Source organism: Planctomonas sp. JC2975 (genome assembly GCF_012985205.1).
GTDB lineage: Bacteria > Actinomycetota > Actinomycetes > Actinomycetales > Microbacteriaceae > Humibacter.
In genome coordinates this window covers 565618-583264 of the sequence record NZ_JABEKS010000001.1, presented here as the reverse complement: position 1 = coordinate 583264, position 17647 = coordinate 565618, and the positions used below count along the sequence as shown (strand labels likewise).

Sequence of the window (17647 nt, the reverse complement as noted above, 5' to 3'; positions counted from 1 at the left end):
CCTGCACAATAGTTCTTGCGTTAGGTTGCAAGAGTTTGCGTAGAATCAGGGCATGGCCAAACGACTAGCCGAGGTCGCCCGCAAGGTGGGTGTCAGCGAAGCCACCGTCAGTCGCGTGCTGAACGAGAAACCCGGTGTCAGCGAGGCGACGCGCCAGGCCGTGCTCACCGCGCTCGACGTGCTCGGCTACGAGCGTCCGACCAAGCTCAGGGGCGAGCGGGCGCGTCTCGTCGGCCTCGTGCTGCCCGAGCTCTCCAATCCGATCTTCCCCGCCTTCGCCGAGGTGGTAGGCGGCGCCCTCGCGCAGAACGGCTATACGCCGGTGCTCTGCACGCAGACGGCAGGCGGGATCTCAGAGGCGGACTACGTCGACCTGCTCCTCGAGCAGCACGTGTCCGGCGTGGTCTTCGCAGGTGGGCTCTACACGCAGGAGGCCGGCTCGCACGAGCACTACGAGAAGCTGCGCGACGTCAATCTTCCGACGGTGCTCGTGAACGCGCCGATCGACGGCATCGGGTTCCCGACGGTGTCCTGCGACGACCGGGTCGCGACCCAGCTCGCGGTGCGCCATCTGGTGCAACTGGGGCACACGCGCATCGGATACGTGCTCGGGCCGCGCGATCACGTGCCGTCGAGGCGCAAGTACGAGTCGGCTGAGGCTGAGATGCAGAGGGCTGACATCCCATTCGACGACGACCTCGTCGTGCGGTCGCTGTACTCCCTCGAAGCCGGTCAGGCTGCGGCCGTCAAACTGCTCTCCGCCGGGGTCACTGCGATCGTCTGCGCCAGCGATCCACTCGCTCTCGGCGTCATCCGTGCCGTCAGGCGTGCCGGACTGCGCGTGCCGGAGGACGTCTCCGTCGTCGGCTACGATGACTCGGCCCTCATGGGCTGCGTCGAGCCGCCGCTGACCACCGTGCGCCAGCCGATAGAGCCTATGGGACGCATGGTGATGGAACTTCTGACCGCGCAGATCACGGGCGAGCGCCCGTCGATCGACGAGTTCCTCTTCGAGCCGGAACTCGTCGTGCGGGCATCGACCGGACCGGCCCCGCGCTGATCGCGCGGCGTGCGGCGATGGCTCTCTCGCGCCGGATCCGTCGCCCACGGTAGGCAGAAAACGCGCGACCGCTGGCGCAAGAGGACGCAATTTCGCGCAAGCAGATTGCTGTTTGTTTAGTTCTTGCATCATTCTGTCGAGTTGATTACGTTGTGATCCAACGCCGGTCGGAACCCGAACCGACCGGCCACGACCTGCAACGAGTCCTCGGCACCGCCGCCTTTCTGGGTGGCTGCCGCCGCCCAGAAAGGCTCCATCAGTGGACCTGTCCTCCGTCGCCGACACGCTCCACGCCGGCCCCGCCGACACCGTCAGCCCAGCATCCGCGCACGCCCGTCGTGCGCCTTCGTCGTCAGACCCGCTGTGGTGGCGCAGCGCGGCGATCTACCAGATCTACCCGCGCAGCTTCGCGGACGGCAACGGGGACGGAATCGGCGATCTGGCGGGAGTGCGGCGTCACCTCGGATACCTCAAGGACCTCGGGATCGACGCGATCTGGTTCACGCCGTGGTACGCATCCCCACTGGCCGACGGCGGATACGACGTCGCCGACTACACGTCGATCGATCCGCGATTCGGGACGCTCGACGAGGCCGAGGCACTGATCCAGGACGCGCTGGCCCTGGGCATCCGCACGATCATCGATGTCGTTCCGAACCACATCTCGGATCAGCATCCCTGGTTCCAGGCGGCTCTGGCAGCGGAACCCGGATCACCGGAGCGCGAACGCTTCTGGTTCCGGCCGGGCAAGGGTGCCGATGGGTCGGAGATGCCCACGCACTGGGAGTCGAACTTCTCCGGGGAGACCTGGACGCGAACGACGAACGCGGACGGAACGCCGGGGGAGTGGTACTTGCACCTGTTCACCCCGCAGCAGCCGGACCTCAACTGGAACCATCCCGACGTGCGCCGCATGCACGAGGACGTGTTGAAGTTCTGGTTCGACCGCGGTGTCGGCGGCGTGCGCATCGACTCAGCGGCCCTTCTCGTCAAGGACGACACGCTGCCGGAGGTGCCAGAGAATCCAGGGCCGGGCGCGCACCCGAACCAGGACCGCGACGAGCTGCACGACATCTACCGCAGCTGGCGTGCCATCGCCGACTCCTACCCGGGCACCCGCGTACTGGTGGGCGAGATCTGGCTGCCGGACATCGACCGGTTCGCCAAGTACTTGCGCGACGACGAACTGCACACGGCCTTCAATTTCGACTTCCTCGCGCGGCCGTGGAGTGCGAGCGAGCTCCGCGAGTCCATCGATGCGACGCTTGCGGCGCACGCACCGGTCGGCGCTCCGTCGACGTGGGTGCTGTCGAACCACGATGTGACCCGCCCCGTTACCCGATACGGGCGCGAGGACAGCTCGTTCGCCTTCCTCAAGAAGCGCACGGGTACGCCCACCGACCTCGTCCGCGGCACCCGGCGGGCACGGGCCGCGGCCCTCCTGACAGCGGCACTGCCCGGTGCACTGTACATCTACCAGGGCGACGAGCTCGGGCTTCCCGAGGTGGAGGACATCCCGGAGGAGCTGCTCGAGGATCCCATGCACTTCCGATCCGGCGGGGTGGATCCAGGGCGCGACGGATGCCGTGTCCCGCTGCCCTGGAGCGGGGCGGAGCCGCCGTTCGGGTTCAGCCCGGCGGAAGCATCCGCGTCGCCGTGGCTGCCGCAGCCTTCTACCTGGGCTGCACTCACCGTGCAGGCGCAGCAGGCCGACCCGTCGTCGATGCTCTGGCTGTATCGGCAGGCGCTGCGGATGCGTCGCGTGCTGAACACGACGGCCGAGGACGAAGTCTCCTGGCGATCGCTCGGCGACGACGTGCTCGCGTTCGACCGCGGCACGGAGTTCCTCTCGGTGACCAACCTCTCGGATCGCAGCATCGAGCTGCCCGACAACGGCGGCATCCTCCTCTCCAGCAGCCCGCTCCAGGGCGGAAAGCTGCCCCCAGACTCCACGGCATGGCTACGAACACAGCACGAGCCGCCGGAGATCCGCGCCTGACGTCCCAGGCGCGGAGACGACATGAAACAACAGGCAACAGCCACCTTGAAAGGACACAGACAATGAAGTCACCAGGAAAGATCGCGGTCCTGACGGCCGCGGCCCTGGTCGGCGTCGGCATTCTCAGCGGATGCTCGTCGAACAGCGGCAGCGACGACGGCGGCAAGGTGAACCTCGTCGTCGCCCCGGTGCTGCCCGGCGCCACGGCGGATGCTCTGAGCGCGTTGCACAAGCGTGTTCAGGAATTCGAGAAGGCGAACCCCGACATCAACGTCAAGGCGATCGAATACCAGTGGACCGCCTCCACGTTCGCCGCGGAGCTCGCGGGTGGGACGCTCCCCGACGTGTTCAACGTTCCGTTCACGGACTCCAAGACGCTGGCGAACAACGGCCAGCTGGCCGACATCACGACGGACTTCAAGAAGACGTCGACGGCGGACAAGTGGAACAAGAACGTGCTCGACGTCGCGACCGGCAGCAACGGCCACGTCTACGGGATCCCGTGGGGTCCGTATGCCATGGCGCTGTCGTACAACCGAGACATCTTCAAGCAGGCAGGCCTCGACCCCGACAAGCCGCCGACAACGCTCGATGAGATCGCGGCTGACGCCAAGATCATCTCCCAGAAGGTCCCGGGAGTCGCCGGCTACATGCAGATGACCACCGACGCGACGGGCGGTTGGGAACTCGCGACGCTCACCCAGTCGCTGGGCGGACGCCTCGAGAAGGTCGCATCGGACGGCAAGGTGACGGTCACCGCGGACAACGCGCAGACCAAGCAGGGCCTGGAATGGCTGCAGAAGATGCGGTGGACCGACAACTCGCTCGGCAACAACTTCCTGCTCAAGTGGGACACCACCAACCAGGCGTTCGCGTCGGACCAGATCGCCATGTACATGAGCGGTTCGGATGTCATCGGCTCGCTCATGCAGGCCAACGGATTCGACCAGAACAAGTACGGCGTGACGACGTTCCCGATCGCGTCCGGCTCGAGCGCCGGCATCCTCTCCGGCGGAAACGTCGACGTCGTCAACGTGAAGGACAACGCGAAGCAGATCGCGGCAGCCGTGAAGTGGATCGACTTCTACCGCACGCAGCCCAACGTGGACAAGACGGCAGCGGTCAACAACGCCAAGACCCTTGCAGCCGGCAAGCAGGCCGTGGGCGCTCCGACTCTTCCGGTCTTCGACAAGGCCACGTGGGAGCAGAACCAGGAGTGGATCAAGCCTTACGTGAACGTGCCTGCCTCGAACGTGAAGCCGTTCACCGACGGGATCTGGAATCAGAAGATCGTCCCCGAACCGCCGTCGCACACCCAGGACCTCTATCAGGCCCTCGACTCCGTCGTCCAGGCCGTGCTCACGGACAAGAACGCCGACGTCGATTCCCTGCTGAAGGGTGTCAACACGAAGGTGCAAGCCCTGATCGACGCGGACAGCAAGTAGTCATCGTCGAACCACGGTGTCAGGGTCCGGCCGTTCGAAATCGCATCGTTCGAACGGCCGGCTCCCGGCCGATATCCACACCGCCTCGGGTCGCCGGTTCGCATCGGCGGCCCAATGGCATGGCACCGATCGACACCGGTCGACCGTCGCCGCCGACCACCGACACGAGAGCCCATCTCCATGACAGCCCAGACCACAGCAGGCTCGGACACCGTCGTCCGACCGCCTCGGCCGCCGCGCCGCCGCAATCCGATCACCTGGGTGAGGCGCGGCGGGCTGACCACACTCCTCTTCCTTCTGCCCCTGCTCATCATCTTCGGCGTGTTCTCCTGGACGCCGATCGTGGAAGCCGTCGTCATGAGCTTCCAGAAGACCAACCTCGTCACGCCCGCAGTCTTCGTGGGGTGGGACAACTTCGCCGCCGTGTTCAGGGATCCGACGTTCTGGATCGCGGTGCGCAACACCGCATACTTCGCCGCCCTTGCGCTCCTCTTCGGATATCCGATCCCGCTCGTCGCCGCCGTGCTGATGAGCGAGGTGAAGCGCATGAAGGGCTTCTACAGCGTTCTGGCGTACCTGCCGGTGATCATCCCGCCCGTCGTGTCCGTCCTGCTGTGGAAAATCTTCTACGACGCGGGTCCGAACGGGGTGTTCAACACGATCCTGGGATGGGTCGGCATCCCGCCGCAGCCGTGGATCCAGGATGCGACGACTGCCATGCCGTCGCTCGTGCTCGAAGCCACGTGGGCGGGCGCAGGCGCGACCATTATCATCTACCTCGCAGCGCTGACCTCGGTCTCCCCTGACCTCTACGATGCGGCCGAGGTCGACGGCGCATCCATCTGGGGCAAGGTCTGGCACGTCACGCTGCCGCAGCTGCGGGGGATCCTCTTCATCACGCTGATCCTGCAGATCATCGCAACGGCGCAGGTGTTCCTTCAGCCGTTCCTCTTCACCGGCGGCGGGCCCGTCAACTCGACCACGACCATCCTGCTGCTCATCTATCAGTACGCGTTCACCAACAGCCTCGGCGGCGCATACGGACAGGCGACGGCGCTCAGTCTCATGCTGGCCGTCTTCCTGGCCGTCCTCTCCGTCGTCTACTTCCGTGTCACGGCGAAATGGAGTGACAATTGACCACCACAGTTCCCGCTGAATTGCCGCTTCAGGAGCCCATCGAGGCCAAGGCACGAGGCAAGAGGACGCGCGCAGCGGCCGAGTCCGACGCGGACCGCGGCATCCTCTCGACCGCAGACCGGCGACGGCCGCACGTGCGAGTCGTCGGCACCATCCTCAACGTGATTCTCGGCGTCTCGCTCGTCGTCGTGGGGCTCCTGCCGCTGCTCTGGCTGTTGAAGTCGGCCGTCACTCCGACGGCGGACACGCTGGCGCATCCGATGGCCCTGTTCCCGAACGGCTTCGCGTGGTCCAACGTCACGAGGGCGTGGAACGACGTGCAGGTCGGCAACTACTTCTTCAACACCATCTGGATGGCAGCAGGCGAGTGGGCGGTGCAGCTTCTCGTGGCGACCACGGGCGGATTCGCGCTGTCCGTGCTGAAGCCGCGCTACGGCAAGATCATCAGCGCTCTGGTGCTGGCGACGCTCTTCGTTCCGGCTGTCGTGCTGCTCGTTCCGCTGTATCTGACGATCTTGCATCCGCCGCTGATCGGCCACTCGCTGATCAACACGTTCTGGGCGGTCTGGCTCCCCGCCGGCGCGAGCGCGTTCAACGTGCTGCTGGTGATGCGATTCTTCGACAGCCTGCCGCGCGAGGTGTTCGAAGCCGCGAAGACCGACGGTGCGGGTACCTTCAGGTTGTTCTGGTCGATCGTTCTGCCCATGTCGAAGCCGATCCTCGGTGTCGTCTCGGTGTTCGCGATCAACGCCGCCTGGGCCGACTTCCTCTGGCCGAACCTCGTGCTCACCGACATCGGCATCCAGCCGCTCTCCGTGCGATTACCGCAGATCCAAGGCTCGACCGATCTCGGGGTCTATCTCGCGGCGCTCACGATCGCGTCGCTTATCCCGGTCGTGATCTTCCTCATCTTCCAGCGCACGTTCCTGCGTGGCGGTGGGCTCGGAGGCGCCGTCAAGGGCTGACGGGGATCAAGAACTGCGCCCGCTGGACTCGTGCCGGGTCGCGCACGAGTCCAGCGGGTGCGCGCTATGAGGCTGTCGTGCCCAGAAAGCGCCCGAACCCGACGGTTGCCTTCTCGAACCCGCGCAGCTGAGAGGCGGTGAGTGCCTCGAACGGCTCGGTCGCCGCGGTGAGGACTCCCCGTTCGACGACGTGCCGCCAGGTTCCCGCGACCCGTCCATTCGCGACGATCACCGGCAGGAACACCCCGTTCCCGGTCGGCGAGACCTTGAGTGCGTGCACCGGTGGAAGTACCGGCGCACGATCGCCGTATCCCAGCACGTACTCGTCCCACGCCGGTGCGAGGTGCACGCCGGAGGCACGCGAGCGGATGTCCGCCTCGGCGCGTCCCGGCGCAACCAGGTACTCTGCGCCGTCGAGGTCGACTCCCTCGACGTCGGCGGCAGCGACCTCGCGCGCCCGCCGTGCGTCCGTGAGTGTCAGGCCCGACCACCACGCGAAGTCCCGCACAGTCGCCGGGCCGTGACCGATGACGTAACGGGTGATGAATCGTCCGAGGGCTTCGTCGCGGTCGATGCCGGGATCCGTTCGCAGTGCCACGAGTTGCGGCTGCTTGCCCCGATTCGGCCCCCACGCGACGAATCCGCGGAAGGCGGCGTCGCGGAGGAAGCGGTATCCGCGCTCGTTCCCGACGTCGATCCCTGCGCGTTCGAGCGCTTCGAGGGCTTCGATGCGCGTGGCGGGTCCGTGCTCGGCGACGTGCTCCGCAATGGACGATGCAGCGCGATCGAAGTCGGCCTCCGAGATGCCCCGCTGCACGGCCTCCCGCGCTGCTGAGGCGCGCTGCCTGCCGGAGGTGAGCGACAGCATCCAGTGCAGGTCGTCGGCGCGCACGACATGCAGCGTGCCGCGCATCGTCCACGAGCGGACCGCGACGCCCGACTCGAAGAGATGCTCCACATCGGCCGAGGTCGCGCCCGACGCGCGAACGCCGATCGCCCAGCGAGACGCCGTGGCGTTCTGCGCCTGTACGGCGCCGAGCCTCGTGACCACGTCGAGAGGAGCCCGTCGCCGGCCGTCGAGGAGCTGCGAGCGCAGACGCTCGGCGCGCAGCCACGCGTTCGTCAGAGCCACGGTTCACCTATCGCCATGCTGCGTCTCGTCTCGTGGCGCGCTCCGCCATCTGTCCTCCGTCTCGGCCGGTGACTCGGGTGAGCGACCGTTCGGCTCGGCGTCGTTCGTGCCTTGACGATCGTCGCAGTTGCCACCGTCAGACGCGGATGCCGAGCGCCACGAGCTGAGCGAGCAGGTCGGCTCCGTCGGCACCGTACACCCAGGGGACCCCGCTGGTCTGCGTGTGCTTCTCCGCTTTGGGGCCGCCACCCGCGAGCACGGACTCCGTGTTCGAGAGCTGCCGGATGGCGACGGCCGTCACGTTCTCAGGATGCTCCCGCGCGAACTCCGCATAGATGGCTTCGTCGTGCTGGCCGTCGTCGCCGACGAGCAGCCATTTCACGCCTGGGAACTCACGCACCAGGCGCCGCAGACTGCGCTCCTTGTGCTCTCGGCCGCTGCGGAACCACCTGTCGTGGGTCGGGCCCCAGTCCGTGAGCAGCAGGGCGCCGGGCGGGAAGAGGTTGCGCGACAGGAACCGCGTGACAGCTGGCGCCACGTTCCACGCTCCGGTGGAGAGGTAGACCATCGGGGCGCCGGGGTGCGATGAGGCCAGACGCTCCAGCAGAACGGACATGCCGGGCGTGGGCACGCGAGCGTGCTCGTCGACCACGAACGTGTTCCAGGCGGCCAGGAGCGGGCGGGGGAGTGCCGTGACCATGACGGTGTCATCGACATCCGAGATGACGCCGAAGGATGCGTCGCTCGCGACCACCTGCACGGGCGCGGTGGCCACCTGGCCGGAATGTCCGGCGCGCAGGGACACCCAGTGCGTGCCGGGCTCCAGTGTCACGGGGATCACCGTGTCCACCACGCCGCCGCGATCCGGACGGACCGTGTGGGTGCTGCCATCGACCTCGACCGTCACGTCGACGTCACTGAACGGGACGCTCACGAAGCTCCGCCAGCCGCGGACACTCTCCTCGCGCTTGCGGTTCGTGCGCTCTGCGCGGGAACCGGGACGCGGATCCCTCGCCAGGACGACCCGGCCGAGCACGCGGATCCACTCGGTGGTGCCGTATCCGCTGTAGGAGAGGACGGTGGGCAGGTAACCGCGCTTGAGCGCACGGCGCCCTCGGAAGGCGTGGAAGGCGTCCTCCACACGCGCGGCACGGTGCATCCTCTGCACGGGGCGGGGATGACGGGCCATCGGTACAGTCTTTCACGAGCACGGATGTCGACGGAGTCCCCTGACCCCCTGGGAACATGAAGCTTCGTCGGATACCGTCGAAACCACGAGGCACCACACGGTGCGTGCGCAGCGCGGCGCACGGAAGGAGACAGTCGAATGATCGAGCAGATCCTCGTCGGAACGCAGGACGCCCCCAACGGGGCAGCACTTCGCGTCGAGCCAGCGCAGGAGCGAAGCCTCGCCCGCATCGATGCACTCCTGGATGCCGCAGCCAACGTCGTCGACGAGGTCGGCTTCGATCGCCTCACGACGGCGCAGGTCGCCGAGTTGGCCGGGGCGTCGATCGGCACGGTCTACCGCTACTTCCCAGACCGCATCGCGCTGCTGGTCGCACTGCGCGATCGTGCGGTGCTGCGCTATCGGATCGCGGCGGCGGAGGCGATCGAGACGGCCCAGCCGGCCACCTGGCAGGACGCTATCACGTGCCTGGCGGACGAGTTCGCCACGATGTTCCGCATCGAGCCGGGATTCCGCATCATGCGGTTCGAGGAAGTGCGGGGCGTGGACGAAGACACGCCGGTCGTCGACCACGTGCACGAGTTCGCGGAGCGCGTGGCCGAGATCCTTGCCAGTCGATACGGATTCACGCACGACGACGAACTCGTCTTCCATCTGGACATCGCGAGCCAGATGGCGGAGGCGTTGACCGAACGCGCCCACTTGCGTCAGCAGCACGGCGACGAGCGGACCCTGCGCGAGGCATCCGTCGTCGCGGTGGCCTACCTCGAGAAGTACTACGCCTGACGCGTCGGGCGCGATGCGCCCGGCCTGATTTCGTCGCCGCGCCGATCTGTGTTGCGGCGCGTTTCCTGTACATCGCCGTGGATGTCGGGGGAGTGCGACATAGTGGGATTCGTCGATTCGCCCTCGACCCCCGGCTGCAACCGTGCTTCGCTGGGGTGATGCTGACCGACGTGCGACGATCGCGTCCACTCCCGCAGGAATGAGCCACCAGACATGATCGAATTCCGATCGGTGACCAAGCAGTTCCCCGACGGCACCGTCGCGGTGCGGGACTTCAGCCTTGTCATCCCTTCGCGCAAGATCACGGTGCTGGTGGGATCCTCCGGCAGCGGCAAGACGACCATCCTTCGCATGATCAACCGCATGGTCGACCCCACGAGCGGCACGATCGAGATCGACGGCGACGACATCGCCACACTCGCGCCGGTAGGCCTTCGGCGCAGTATCGGCTACGTGATGCAGAACTCCGGACTCCTGCCGCATCGCAAGGTCGCCGACAATATCGCGACGGTCCCGTTACTGCGCGGGGTGAAGCGCAAGGACGCCCGTGCGCGTGCCCTCGAGCTCATGGACAGCGTCGGATTGGACCGTTCGCTCGCCGACCGGTACCCGAGCCAGCTCTCTGGCGGCCAGCAGCAGCGCGTCGGCGTTGCCCGCGGCCTCGCGGTGGATCCCAACATCCTGCTCATGGACGAGCCGTTCGGAGCCGTCGACCCGCTCGTGCGTGCAGAACTGCAGCACGAACTCGTTCGCCTGCAGCACGAGCTCGGCAAGACGGTCGTCTTCGTCACCCACGACATCGACGAAGCGTTCCTGCTGGGCGACAAGGTCGTCATCTTCAAGAAGGGCGGGATCGTCGAGCAGATCGGCACGCCGGAGGAGATCCTGGCCGATCCGGCCGACGAGTTCGTCGCACGGTTCGTCGGGGCGGATCGCGGCAAGCGGGCACTGCACCTGCGCAACGAGTCCGGAAGGGACATCGTGGTGGACGGCGACGGGCGGCCGGCCGGCGTACTCGTCGGCCGGGACACCGCGGATGACAAGGCCGAGGCGCGTGACACCGCCTCGGGTGCTTCGGCGCAGGGTGATCAGCCGCGGTGAACTGGCTGATCCAGAACGCGGGGCAGGTCTGGCAGCTGACCTTGGTGCACGCCGGTCTGTCGGCGGTTCCGATCATCCTCGGATTCGTGCTTGCGATCCCGATCGGCTGGCTGACCAACCGCTACCGGCTGAGCCGCGGAACCGTGTTGACGATCGTCGGACTGCTGTACGCGGTGCCGTCACTGCCGCTGATCATCGTGCTGCCGGGAATCCTCGGAACGCGCATCCTCGATCCGGTGAACATCGTGGTTGCGCTCACCATCTACGCGATAGCGATCATGGTGCGCACGGCGTCCGACGCGTTCGCGTCGGTCGACGTCGATGTGCTCCTCTCGGCCACTGCGGTCGGTTTCTCGACGTGGCGACGGTTCTGGACAGTGGAGCTCCCGCTGGCCGGACCCGTGCTGCTCTCCGGAATCCGCGTCGTGTCCGTGAGCACGATCAGCCTCCTCACGGTGGGGGCGGTGATGGGCGTGACGAGCCTCGGCTACCTCTTCCTCGACGGCTTCCAGCGCTCGTTCCCGCTGGAGATCATCACGGGCATCGTCGCCATCATCGTCATCGCCGTGATCTTCGACGCGGTGTTGGCCCTGGCGGGAAGACTGCTCCTGCCATGGAACCGGCGCACGCGGTCACGTCGCACGGGCGTGCGGACCTCCTCTGACCTCGAGGCGGCGGGTATCTCATGAACAATTGGCAGTCGACATTCGTCTGGCTCGCGGATCCGGCCAACTGGGTCGGACCCGGCGGTATCCCGACCCGTCTCGGCGAGCATGTCGTGTACACGCTCGTGACGCTCGTCCTCGCTGCGGTGATCGCTATCCCGATCGGCTTGGCGATCGGTCACACGGGCAAAGGCCGAGCCGTTGCGGTGCAGTTGTCGGGGGCGCTGCGCGCCCTGCCGACCCTGGGTGTCGTGCTTCTGCTGGCGCTCTGGTTCGGTCTCGGGCTGGGTCCACCGCTGATCGCCATGGTGATCCTGGCGCTGCCCCCGCTGCTCGCCGGTGCGTATTCCGGGGTGGAATCCGTCGACCGTGCCACCATCGACGCCGCGCGCTCGATCGGGATGACGGGCTGGCAGGTCCTGGTCAAGGTCGAGCTCCCGCTCGCGTTGCCCATCATCATCGGCGGCCTGCGATCCGGATGCCTCCAGGTCATCGCCACGTGGACGGTCGCCGCCTACCTGCCTCTCGGCGGACTCGGTCGGTTCATCTACGACGGCTACGCGGTGCAGAACTACGCGGAGATGCTCGGCGCATCTGTGCTCGTCATCGCGCTGGCGCTGGTCGCCGACGGTGTGTTCGCGATCGTGCAGCGTCTCGTGGTTCCCCGCGGCGTCGTCGTCGGGCGTGCATCCGACGTTCGCGCACGACAATCCAGAAAACTCGCACCGACCTCGCAATCCACCACAGCCGGCTGAGGCTCGAAGCCCGCCCAGAGAAGAAAGCGAAGCACCATGTCATTGAAATCACGCAGCATCGCCCTCGCCGCAGTCGCGGCGCTGAGCGCCGTGGCCCTCGCGGGATGCGCGTCGAGCAGCCCGCTCGACTCATCGTCGACGTCCACCGCGAAGGCAGGCGGACCGATCGTCGTCGGCTCCGCGAACTTCCCGGAGTCGGAGATCATCGCCCAGATCTACACGCAGGCGTTGAAGGACAACGGCGTCGACTCGAGCATCAAGCCGAACATCGGCGCTCGTGAGGTGTACCTGAAGGCGCTCCAGGACGGCTCCATCGACCTGATTCCCGAGTACTCAGGAAGCCTGCTGCAGTACTACGACCCCAGCAGCACAGCCCAGTCGAGCGATGACGTCTATGCGGCACTGAGTGACGCCCTCCCGAAGGGCTATCAGGTGCTCGACCAGGCGAAGGCGCAGGATGCCGACTCGTACAACGTCACCAAGGCGTTCTCGCAGAAGTGGGGCGTGACCAGCCTCGCCGACCTCACGAAGGTCACGGTGCCCCTCACCGTCGGCGCCAACCCGGAGTTCGCCGATCGTCCGTACGGCATCAAGGGGCTCAAGTCCGCGTACGGCGTGACGGCCACGCTCGACCCGATCAGTGACGGTGGTGGCCCGCTCACGGTGAAGGCGCTGCAGGACGGCACCGTGCAGCTTGCGGACATCTACACGACGAGCTCCGCGATCAAGGACAACGACTTCGTGACCCTGAAGGATCCGAAGAACATCATCATCGCCGAGAACGTCGTGCCGATCATCAACTCCAGCAAGGTCGACGACAAGGTGTCGAACATCCTGAACAAGGTCTCGGCGACCCTCACCACCGATGACCTGGTGACGATGAACGACAAGAGCTCCGGGTCGGCGAAGGAGTCCGCGGAGCAGATCGCCAAGGAGTGGCTCGCCGAGAAGAACCTCTTCACCAAGTAGCGGTGCCACGATCGCGCTGACATCGGCCGAGACGCCGCGGTGGTCGCGGGGTGGCCGCGGACCCGCGGATTCCGTTGCGTATGTTCGAGCGATCGGATCCGTGATCCCATCGGGACGGTACCGTGCGTGACAACGATGGGGAGTGGCTTGCTGCAGATGGCGCGGTAGCGCAGTCGGGCAGGGAGCCACTCCCGTTCTCCGTAGACCCCGTGCGCGTGTTCCAGGAGTTGTTCGCGGGGGCGTGGGGCGCGTTCTGGCTGGATGCGGGCATCCGCTCGAACGCGGGACGGAGCATGCTCGGGACGGCATCGCCGGTCAGGCCGAGCTACCTCGTGACCGGTGGCCGGCTCGAGGAAGTCCTCGATGGCCGGAAACGCGCAGTGCAGGGAACCCTTCACGAGCGCGTGCGAGCAGAACTGGGCTCGGAACGGATGCCGCAGCAAGGAATGCGGCAGCGGCATCCATCGATTCCGGTGTCTGAGGGCGATGCATCGATCGATGCATCGCCCATCGGATGGGTCGGCTGGCTCGGCTACGAGTACGGTGCGGCGATCGTCGATCCGACTCTGGTCGACGCGGCCGCAGGAAAGGCGACGTCCGCACCGGATGCCGCCCTTCTGGCCGCGGACCGGATCGTGTCTATCGATCATGCGACGGGCGCGACGTGCCTCTGGTTCGTCGACGACGAGGACGGCCGAGCATGGGCCGGGCGGACCCGGCACGAGCTGGAACGGCTCGCCTCCGATCCGACGTCCGCGCCGAAACCGAATGACAGCGGTCGACACATGGTGGACGCGCCCCGGTGGAGGAACTCCGACGACGAGTACCTGCGGATGATCGCCTCCTGCCAGGAGTCCATCCACGACGGTGATGCGTATCAGCTCTGCCTGACGACCCAGGTGTCGGTGACCACGGACGAGGATCCGTTCGACGTCTACCTCAGGGTGCGGTGCGGATCGCTCGCCGGCCACGGCGGCTTCATCCGCGTGGGAGACACCGCACTGCTCAGCGCGTCGCCCGAGCTGTACCTGACCGTCGGCGACGGGGTCGCGGTGAGTCGTCCGGTGAAGGGCACGAGGCGACGGGGGAGGACCGCGGCCGAAGACGCCGAGCTGCGAACGGAGCTGGCGGCGGACGACAAGGAACGTGCCGAGAACCTGATGATCGTCGACCTCATGCGCAATGACCTCGGCCGGATCGCCCGCCTGGGCGGCGTGAGCGTGACGGAGTTGCTGGAGGTGGAGACGCACGAGCACGTGCATCAGCTCGTGAGCACCGTCCGCGCCGAGATGGCGGATGGGGTCGACGTGTTCGACGTGCTCGAGGCGTCCTTCCCGGCCGGTTCCATGACCGGAGCGCCCAAGCTCAGCGCCATGCGGATCCTGCACGGGCTGGAGGCCGGGCCGCGGGGCATCTACAGCGGATGCTTCGGCCGCATAGGATGCGACGGCAGCGCCGAACTGGCCATGGTCATCCGCTCCATCGTGATGCGCGACGGGCAGGCGGCGATCGGCACAGGGGGAGGGATCACGGCCCTGTCCGTTCCGCGGAACGAGCTCGCCGAGGTGAAGCTGAAGGCGGCGGCTCTGCTCGCTGCTCTCGGCGGGTGAGCACGGCATCCGCTGCACTCTTCGGCACCTTGATGCCCGGCCGCAATCCGTGCGACACGAGCGAGTAATCTTGGAACGCCCCTTTTTCCGTGCGGACGGGGCTGTCCGCACACCTTCCCCGCACAGAGATTGAGAGCGACGTGCCAGAACACGACGAGCGAGAAGCGTCCGACGCCCGCTACGACTTCGCCGCCATCCAGGCCAAGTGGCTGCCGGTGTGGGAGCAGCTCCAGCCGTTCCGCACGGATGCGCCCGACGACAAGCGGCCGCGCAAGTACGTGCTCGACATGTTCCCGTACCCCTCTGGCGACCTGCACATGGGTCACGCCGAGGCCTTCGGATTCGGCGACATCGTCGCCAGGTACTGGCGTCAGCAGGGTTTCAACGTGCTGCACCCGATCGGCTGGGACTCGTTCGGACTGCCGGCCGAGAACGCCGCCATCAAGCGCGGAATCGACCCGCGCGGCTGGACCTACGACAACATCGCGCAGCAGAAGCGCAGCTTCCGCCTGTACGCCCCCTCCTTCGACTGGACCCGTGAGCTGCACACCAGCGACCCGGAGTACTACAAGTGGAACCAGTGGCTGTTCCTGAAGCTGTACGAGAAGGGGCTCGCGTACCGCAAGGACGGCAGCGTCAACTGGTGCCCGAACGACCAGACCGTGCTCGCGAACGAGCAGGTCATCGACGGGCACTGCGAGCGCTGCGGTTTCCCTGTCGAGAAGAAGAAGCTGACGCAGTGGTACTTCCGCGTCACGGATTACGCGGACCGGCTCCTCGACGACCTGAACCAGCTGGAGGGCGCGTGGCCTCCCCGCGTGCTGACCATGCAGCGCAACTGGATCGGACGCTCCGTCGGCGCCGACGTCAACTTCAAGATCGAGGGTCGCGACGAGACGCTGCCCGTCTACACGACGCGTCCCGACACGCTCTACGGTGTGACGTTCATGGTCGTCGCGCCCGACTCCGATCTGGCGACCGAGTTGGTCGCGGATGCCTCGCCCGAGGTACGTGCCCGCTTCGATGCGTACCTCAAGCAGACGCAGGCGGCGACGGACATCGAGCGCCTCAGCACGGAGCGCGAGAAGACGGGCGTGTTCCTGGAGCGGTACGCGATCAACCCGCTGAGCGGCGACCGTCTGCCCATCTGGGCCGCCGACTACGTGCTCGCCGAGTACGGGCACGGCGCCATCATGGCCGTGCCGGCGCACGATCAGCGGGACCTCGATTTCGCACGCACGTTCGGTCTGCCGGTGCGGGTCGTCGTGGACACGAACGCTCCGGTCACGGGCGCGATCCCGATCATCCCGAGGGACCCGGAAACGGGCGAGGCGATCCTGCCCGAGGATCTGCCGCCGCTCGATCCGTCCGAGACAGGCGTGGCATTGACCGGTGATGGCCGGCTGATCAACTCCGGCCCGTTCAACGGCCTGAGCAAGAACAACGCCATCCACCGCATCACGGATGCTCTGGCCGCGTCGTCGATCGGCCACGCGTCCCGCAACTTCCGGCTCCGCGACTGGCTCATCTCACGCCAGCGCTACTGGGGCACGCCCATCCCGATCATCCACTGCCCGGAGTGCGGTCAGGTGCCGGTGCCGGAAGACCAGCTGCCCGTTCGCCTCCCGGACGCCGACGGCCTCGACCTCAAGCCGAAGGGCACCAGCCCCCTGGGGGCCGCGACCGAGTGGTCCACCGTCGACTGCCCGAAGTGCGGCGGCAAGGCCACGCGCGACAGCGACACGATGGACACGTTCGTGGACAGTTCGTGGTATTACCTGCGGTTCCTCTCGGCGAACGACGACACGCAGGCCTTCGACCCGGCCGAAGTCGAGAAGTGGGCACCCGTCGATCAGTACGTCGGCGGGGTGGAGCACGCCATCCTGCACCTCCTCTACTCGCGCTTCATCACGAAGGTGCTGTTCGACCTGGGCTACGTCTCGTTCACCGAGCCGTTCACCTCCCTCCTGAACCAGGGGCAGGTCATCCTGAACGGCTCGGCGATGAGCAAGTCGAAGGGGAATCTCGTCGAGTTCGCCGACGAGCTGCGGCAGCACGGCGCTGACGCCCTGAGGGTCACGCTCGCGTTCGCCGGCCCGCCGGAGGATGACATCGACTGGGCCGACGTCTCGGCCGCGGGCAGCGCCAAATTCCTGGCCCGCGCATGGCGCGTCGCACACGATGTTGACAGCTCACCGGACATCGAGTGGCGTTCGGGTGACGCGGCATTGCGCCGCGTCACGCACCGCTTGCTGGCGGATGCCCCGGCCCTGATCGAATCGTTCAAGTTCAATGTGGTCGTCGCACGCCTCATGGAGCTGGTGAACGCCACCCGCAAGGCCATCGACGGTGGCCCTGGTCCCAAGGACGCCGCCGTGCGCGAGGCCGCCGAGGCCGTTGCGCTGGTGCTCAACCTGTTCGCGCCGTACACGGCGGAGGACATGTGGGCGACACTCGGATACCAGCCGACAGTGGCGCTGCAGCCCTGGCGCAAGGCGGATCCGAGCCTGTTGGTCGAGGAGTCCGTGACGGCGATCGTCCAGGTGGACGGCAAGGTGCGCGACCGCATCGAGGTCTCGCCGCGGATCGGCTCTGACGAGCTAGAGGCGCTGGCACGGGCATCCGAGGCTGTTCAGCGCTCGCTCGGAGACCGTGAGATCTCAGCGGTGATCGTGCGCGCACCGCGCGTGGTCAACATCGCGACGGCGAAGTAGTCCGCACCGCGCGTCCGGGTCGCTGATGGCCCGGACGCCGCGGGGACGAACGTCGACGCCGGCCCTCGCCCTCGCGGGCAAGCAGGCGAGAGTCGTGATCGCGGCGACGTTCCCTGCGTC

General features: G+C 66.9%; 14 protein-coding genes. 12 read left to right on the top strand and 2 right to left on the bottom strand.

Annotation, left to right across the window (positions count from 1 at the left end; all coding sequences use genetic code 11):
- The first annotated feature begins 52 nt into the window (after positions 1 to 52).
- The 5 genes from HII28_RS02765 (at position 53) to HII28_RS02745 (ending at position 6606) form a co-directional block, all read left to right on the top strand.
- Positions 53 to 1060 carry a LacI family DNA-binding transcriptional regulator gene (locus HII28_RS02765; protein WP_170024014.1) on the top strand — a complete coding sequence of 336 codons (1008 nt, stop codon included), beginning with the start codon at positions 53 to 55 and terminating at the stop codon, positions 1058 to 1060.
- 361 nt (positions 1061 to 1421) lie between these two features.
- Entirely contained in the window at positions 1422 to 3059 is a 1638-nt protein-coding gene (locus HII28_RS02760) for a glycoside hydrolase family 13 protein (protein ID WP_240977458.1), read from the top strand.
- Between the two features lie 62 nt (positions 3060 to 3121).
- A complete protein-coding gene (locus tag HII28_RS02755) occupies positions 3122 to 4504 on the top strand; it encodes an extracellular solute-binding protein (protein WP_170024013.1) in 1383 nt (460 codons plus the stop codon).
- A 180-nt stretch (positions 4505 to 4684) separates the two neighbouring features.
- Entirely contained in the window at positions 4685 to 5641 is a 957-nt protein-coding gene (locus tag HII28_RS02750) for a sugar ABC transporter permease (RefSeq protein WP_170024012.1), read from the top strand.
- A gap of 38 nt (positions 5642 to 5679) precedes the next feature.
- Positions 5680 to 6606 (top strand): carbohydrate ABC transporter permease, encoded by a 927-nt coding sequence (locus tag HII28_RS02745; protein WP_346769314.1) that lies wholly within the window; start codon positions 5680 to 5682, stop codon positions 6604 to 6606.
- Positions 6607 to 6670: 64 nt separating this feature from the next.
- On the opposite strand, the gene HII28_RS02740 is transcribed toward HII28_RS02745, so the two are convergent.
- Entirely contained in the window at positions 6671 to 7738 is a 1068-nt protein-coding gene (locus tag HII28_RS02740; RefSeq protein WP_170024011.1) for a winged helix DNA-binding domain-containing protein, read from the bottom strand.
- Between the two features lie 136 nt (positions 7739 to 7874).
- Positions 7875 to 8927, bottom strand: a complete 1053-nt coding sequence (locus tag HII28_RS02735; RefSeq protein ID WP_240977211.1) for a phosphatase domain-containing protein — start codon at positions 8925 to 8927, stop codon at positions 7875 to 7877.
- 138 nt (positions 8928 to 9065) lie between these two features.
- Here HII28_RS02735 and HII28_RS02730 point away from each other — a divergent pair, with 138 nt between their 5' ends.
- The 7 genes from HII28_RS02730 to leuS all read left to right on the top strand — a co-directional run bounded on the left by HII28_RS02730 (position 9066) and on the right by leuS (position 17527).
- Positions 9066 to 9713, top strand: coding sequence for a TetR/AcrR family transcriptional regulator (locus HII28_RS02730; RefSeq protein ID WP_170024010.1), 648 nt, complete (start codon positions 9066 to 9068; stop codon positions 9711 to 9713).
- A gap of 213 nt (positions 9714 to 9926) precedes the next feature.
- Entirely contained in the window at positions 9927 to 10814 is an 888-nt protein-coding gene (locus HII28_RS02725; protein WP_170024009.1) for an ATP-binding cassette domain-containing protein, read from the top strand.
- The gene (locus tag HII28_RS02720) at positions 10811 to 11503 is read left to right on the top strand and encodes an ABC transporter permease subunit (RefSeq protein WP_170024008.1); all 693 of its coding nucleotides are present in this window, start codon (positions 10811 to 10813) and stop codon (positions 11501 to 11503) included. Before HII28_RS02725 ends, HII28_RS02720 begins: the two co-directional genes overlap by 4 nt.
- Entirely contained in the window at positions 11500 to 12234 is a 735-nt protein-coding gene (locus HII28_RS02715; RefSeq protein ID WP_170024007.1) for an ABC transporter permease, read from the top strand. Before HII28_RS02720 ends, HII28_RS02715 begins: the two co-directional genes overlap by 4 nt.
- 36 nt (positions 12235 to 12270) lie before the next feature.
- Positions 12271 to 13203 (top strand): ABC transporter substrate-binding protein, encoded by a 933-nt coding sequence (locus HII28_RS02710; protein WP_170024006.1) that lies wholly within the window; start codon positions 12271 to 12273, stop codon positions 13201 to 13203.
- 122 nt (positions 13204 to 13325) lie between these two features.
- Positions 13326 to 14813, top strand: coding sequence for an anthranilate synthase component I family protein (locus HII28_RS20600; RefSeq protein ID WP_170024005.1), 1488 nt, complete (start codon positions 13326 to 13328; stop codon positions 14811 to 14813).
- 140 nt (positions 14814 to 14953) lie between these two features.
- Complete coding sequence (gene leuS / locus HII28_RS02700; RefSeq protein WP_170024004.1) at positions 14954 to 17527, top strand: leucine--tRNA ligase; 2574 nt, start codon at positions 14954 to 14956, stop codon at positions 17525 to 17527.
- Positions 17528 to 17647 lie beyond the last annotated feature (120 nt).

Bases quoted from the DNA above. Each gene is read 5' to 3' on its own strand.
- HII28_RS02725 (WP_170024009.1), top strand. From the start codon at position 9,927: ATGATCGAATTCCGATCGGTGACCAAGCAGTTCCCCGACGGCACCGTC.
- HII28_RS02735 (WP_240977211.1), bottom strand. From the start codon at position 8,927: ATGGCCCGTCATCCCCGCCCCGTGCAGAGGATGCACCGTGCCGCGCGT.
- HII28_RS02715 (WP_170024007.1), top strand. From the start codon at position 11,500: ATGAACAATTGGCAGTCGACATTCGTCTGGCTCGCGGATCCGGCCAAC.
- HII28_RS02710 (WP_170024006.1), top strand. From the start codon at position 12,271: ATGTCATTGAAATCACGCAGCATCGCCCTCGCCGCAGTCGCGGCGCTG.
- HII28_RS02765 (WP_170024014.1), top strand. From the start codon at position 53: ATGGCCAAACGACTAGCCGAGGTCGCCCGCAAGGTGGGTGTCAGCGAA.
- HII28_RS02755 (WP_170024013.1), top strand. From the start codon at position 3,122: ATGAAGTCACCAGGAAAGATCGCGGTCCTGACGGCCGCGGCCCTGGTC.
- HII28_RS02750 (WP_170024012.1), top strand. From the start codon at position 4,685: ATGACAGCCCAGACCACAGCAGGCTCGGACACCGTCGTCCGACCGCCT.
- HII28_RS02730 (WP_170024010.1), top strand. From the start codon at position 9,066: ATGATCGAGCAGATCCTCGTCGGAACGCAGGACGCCCCCAACGGGGCA.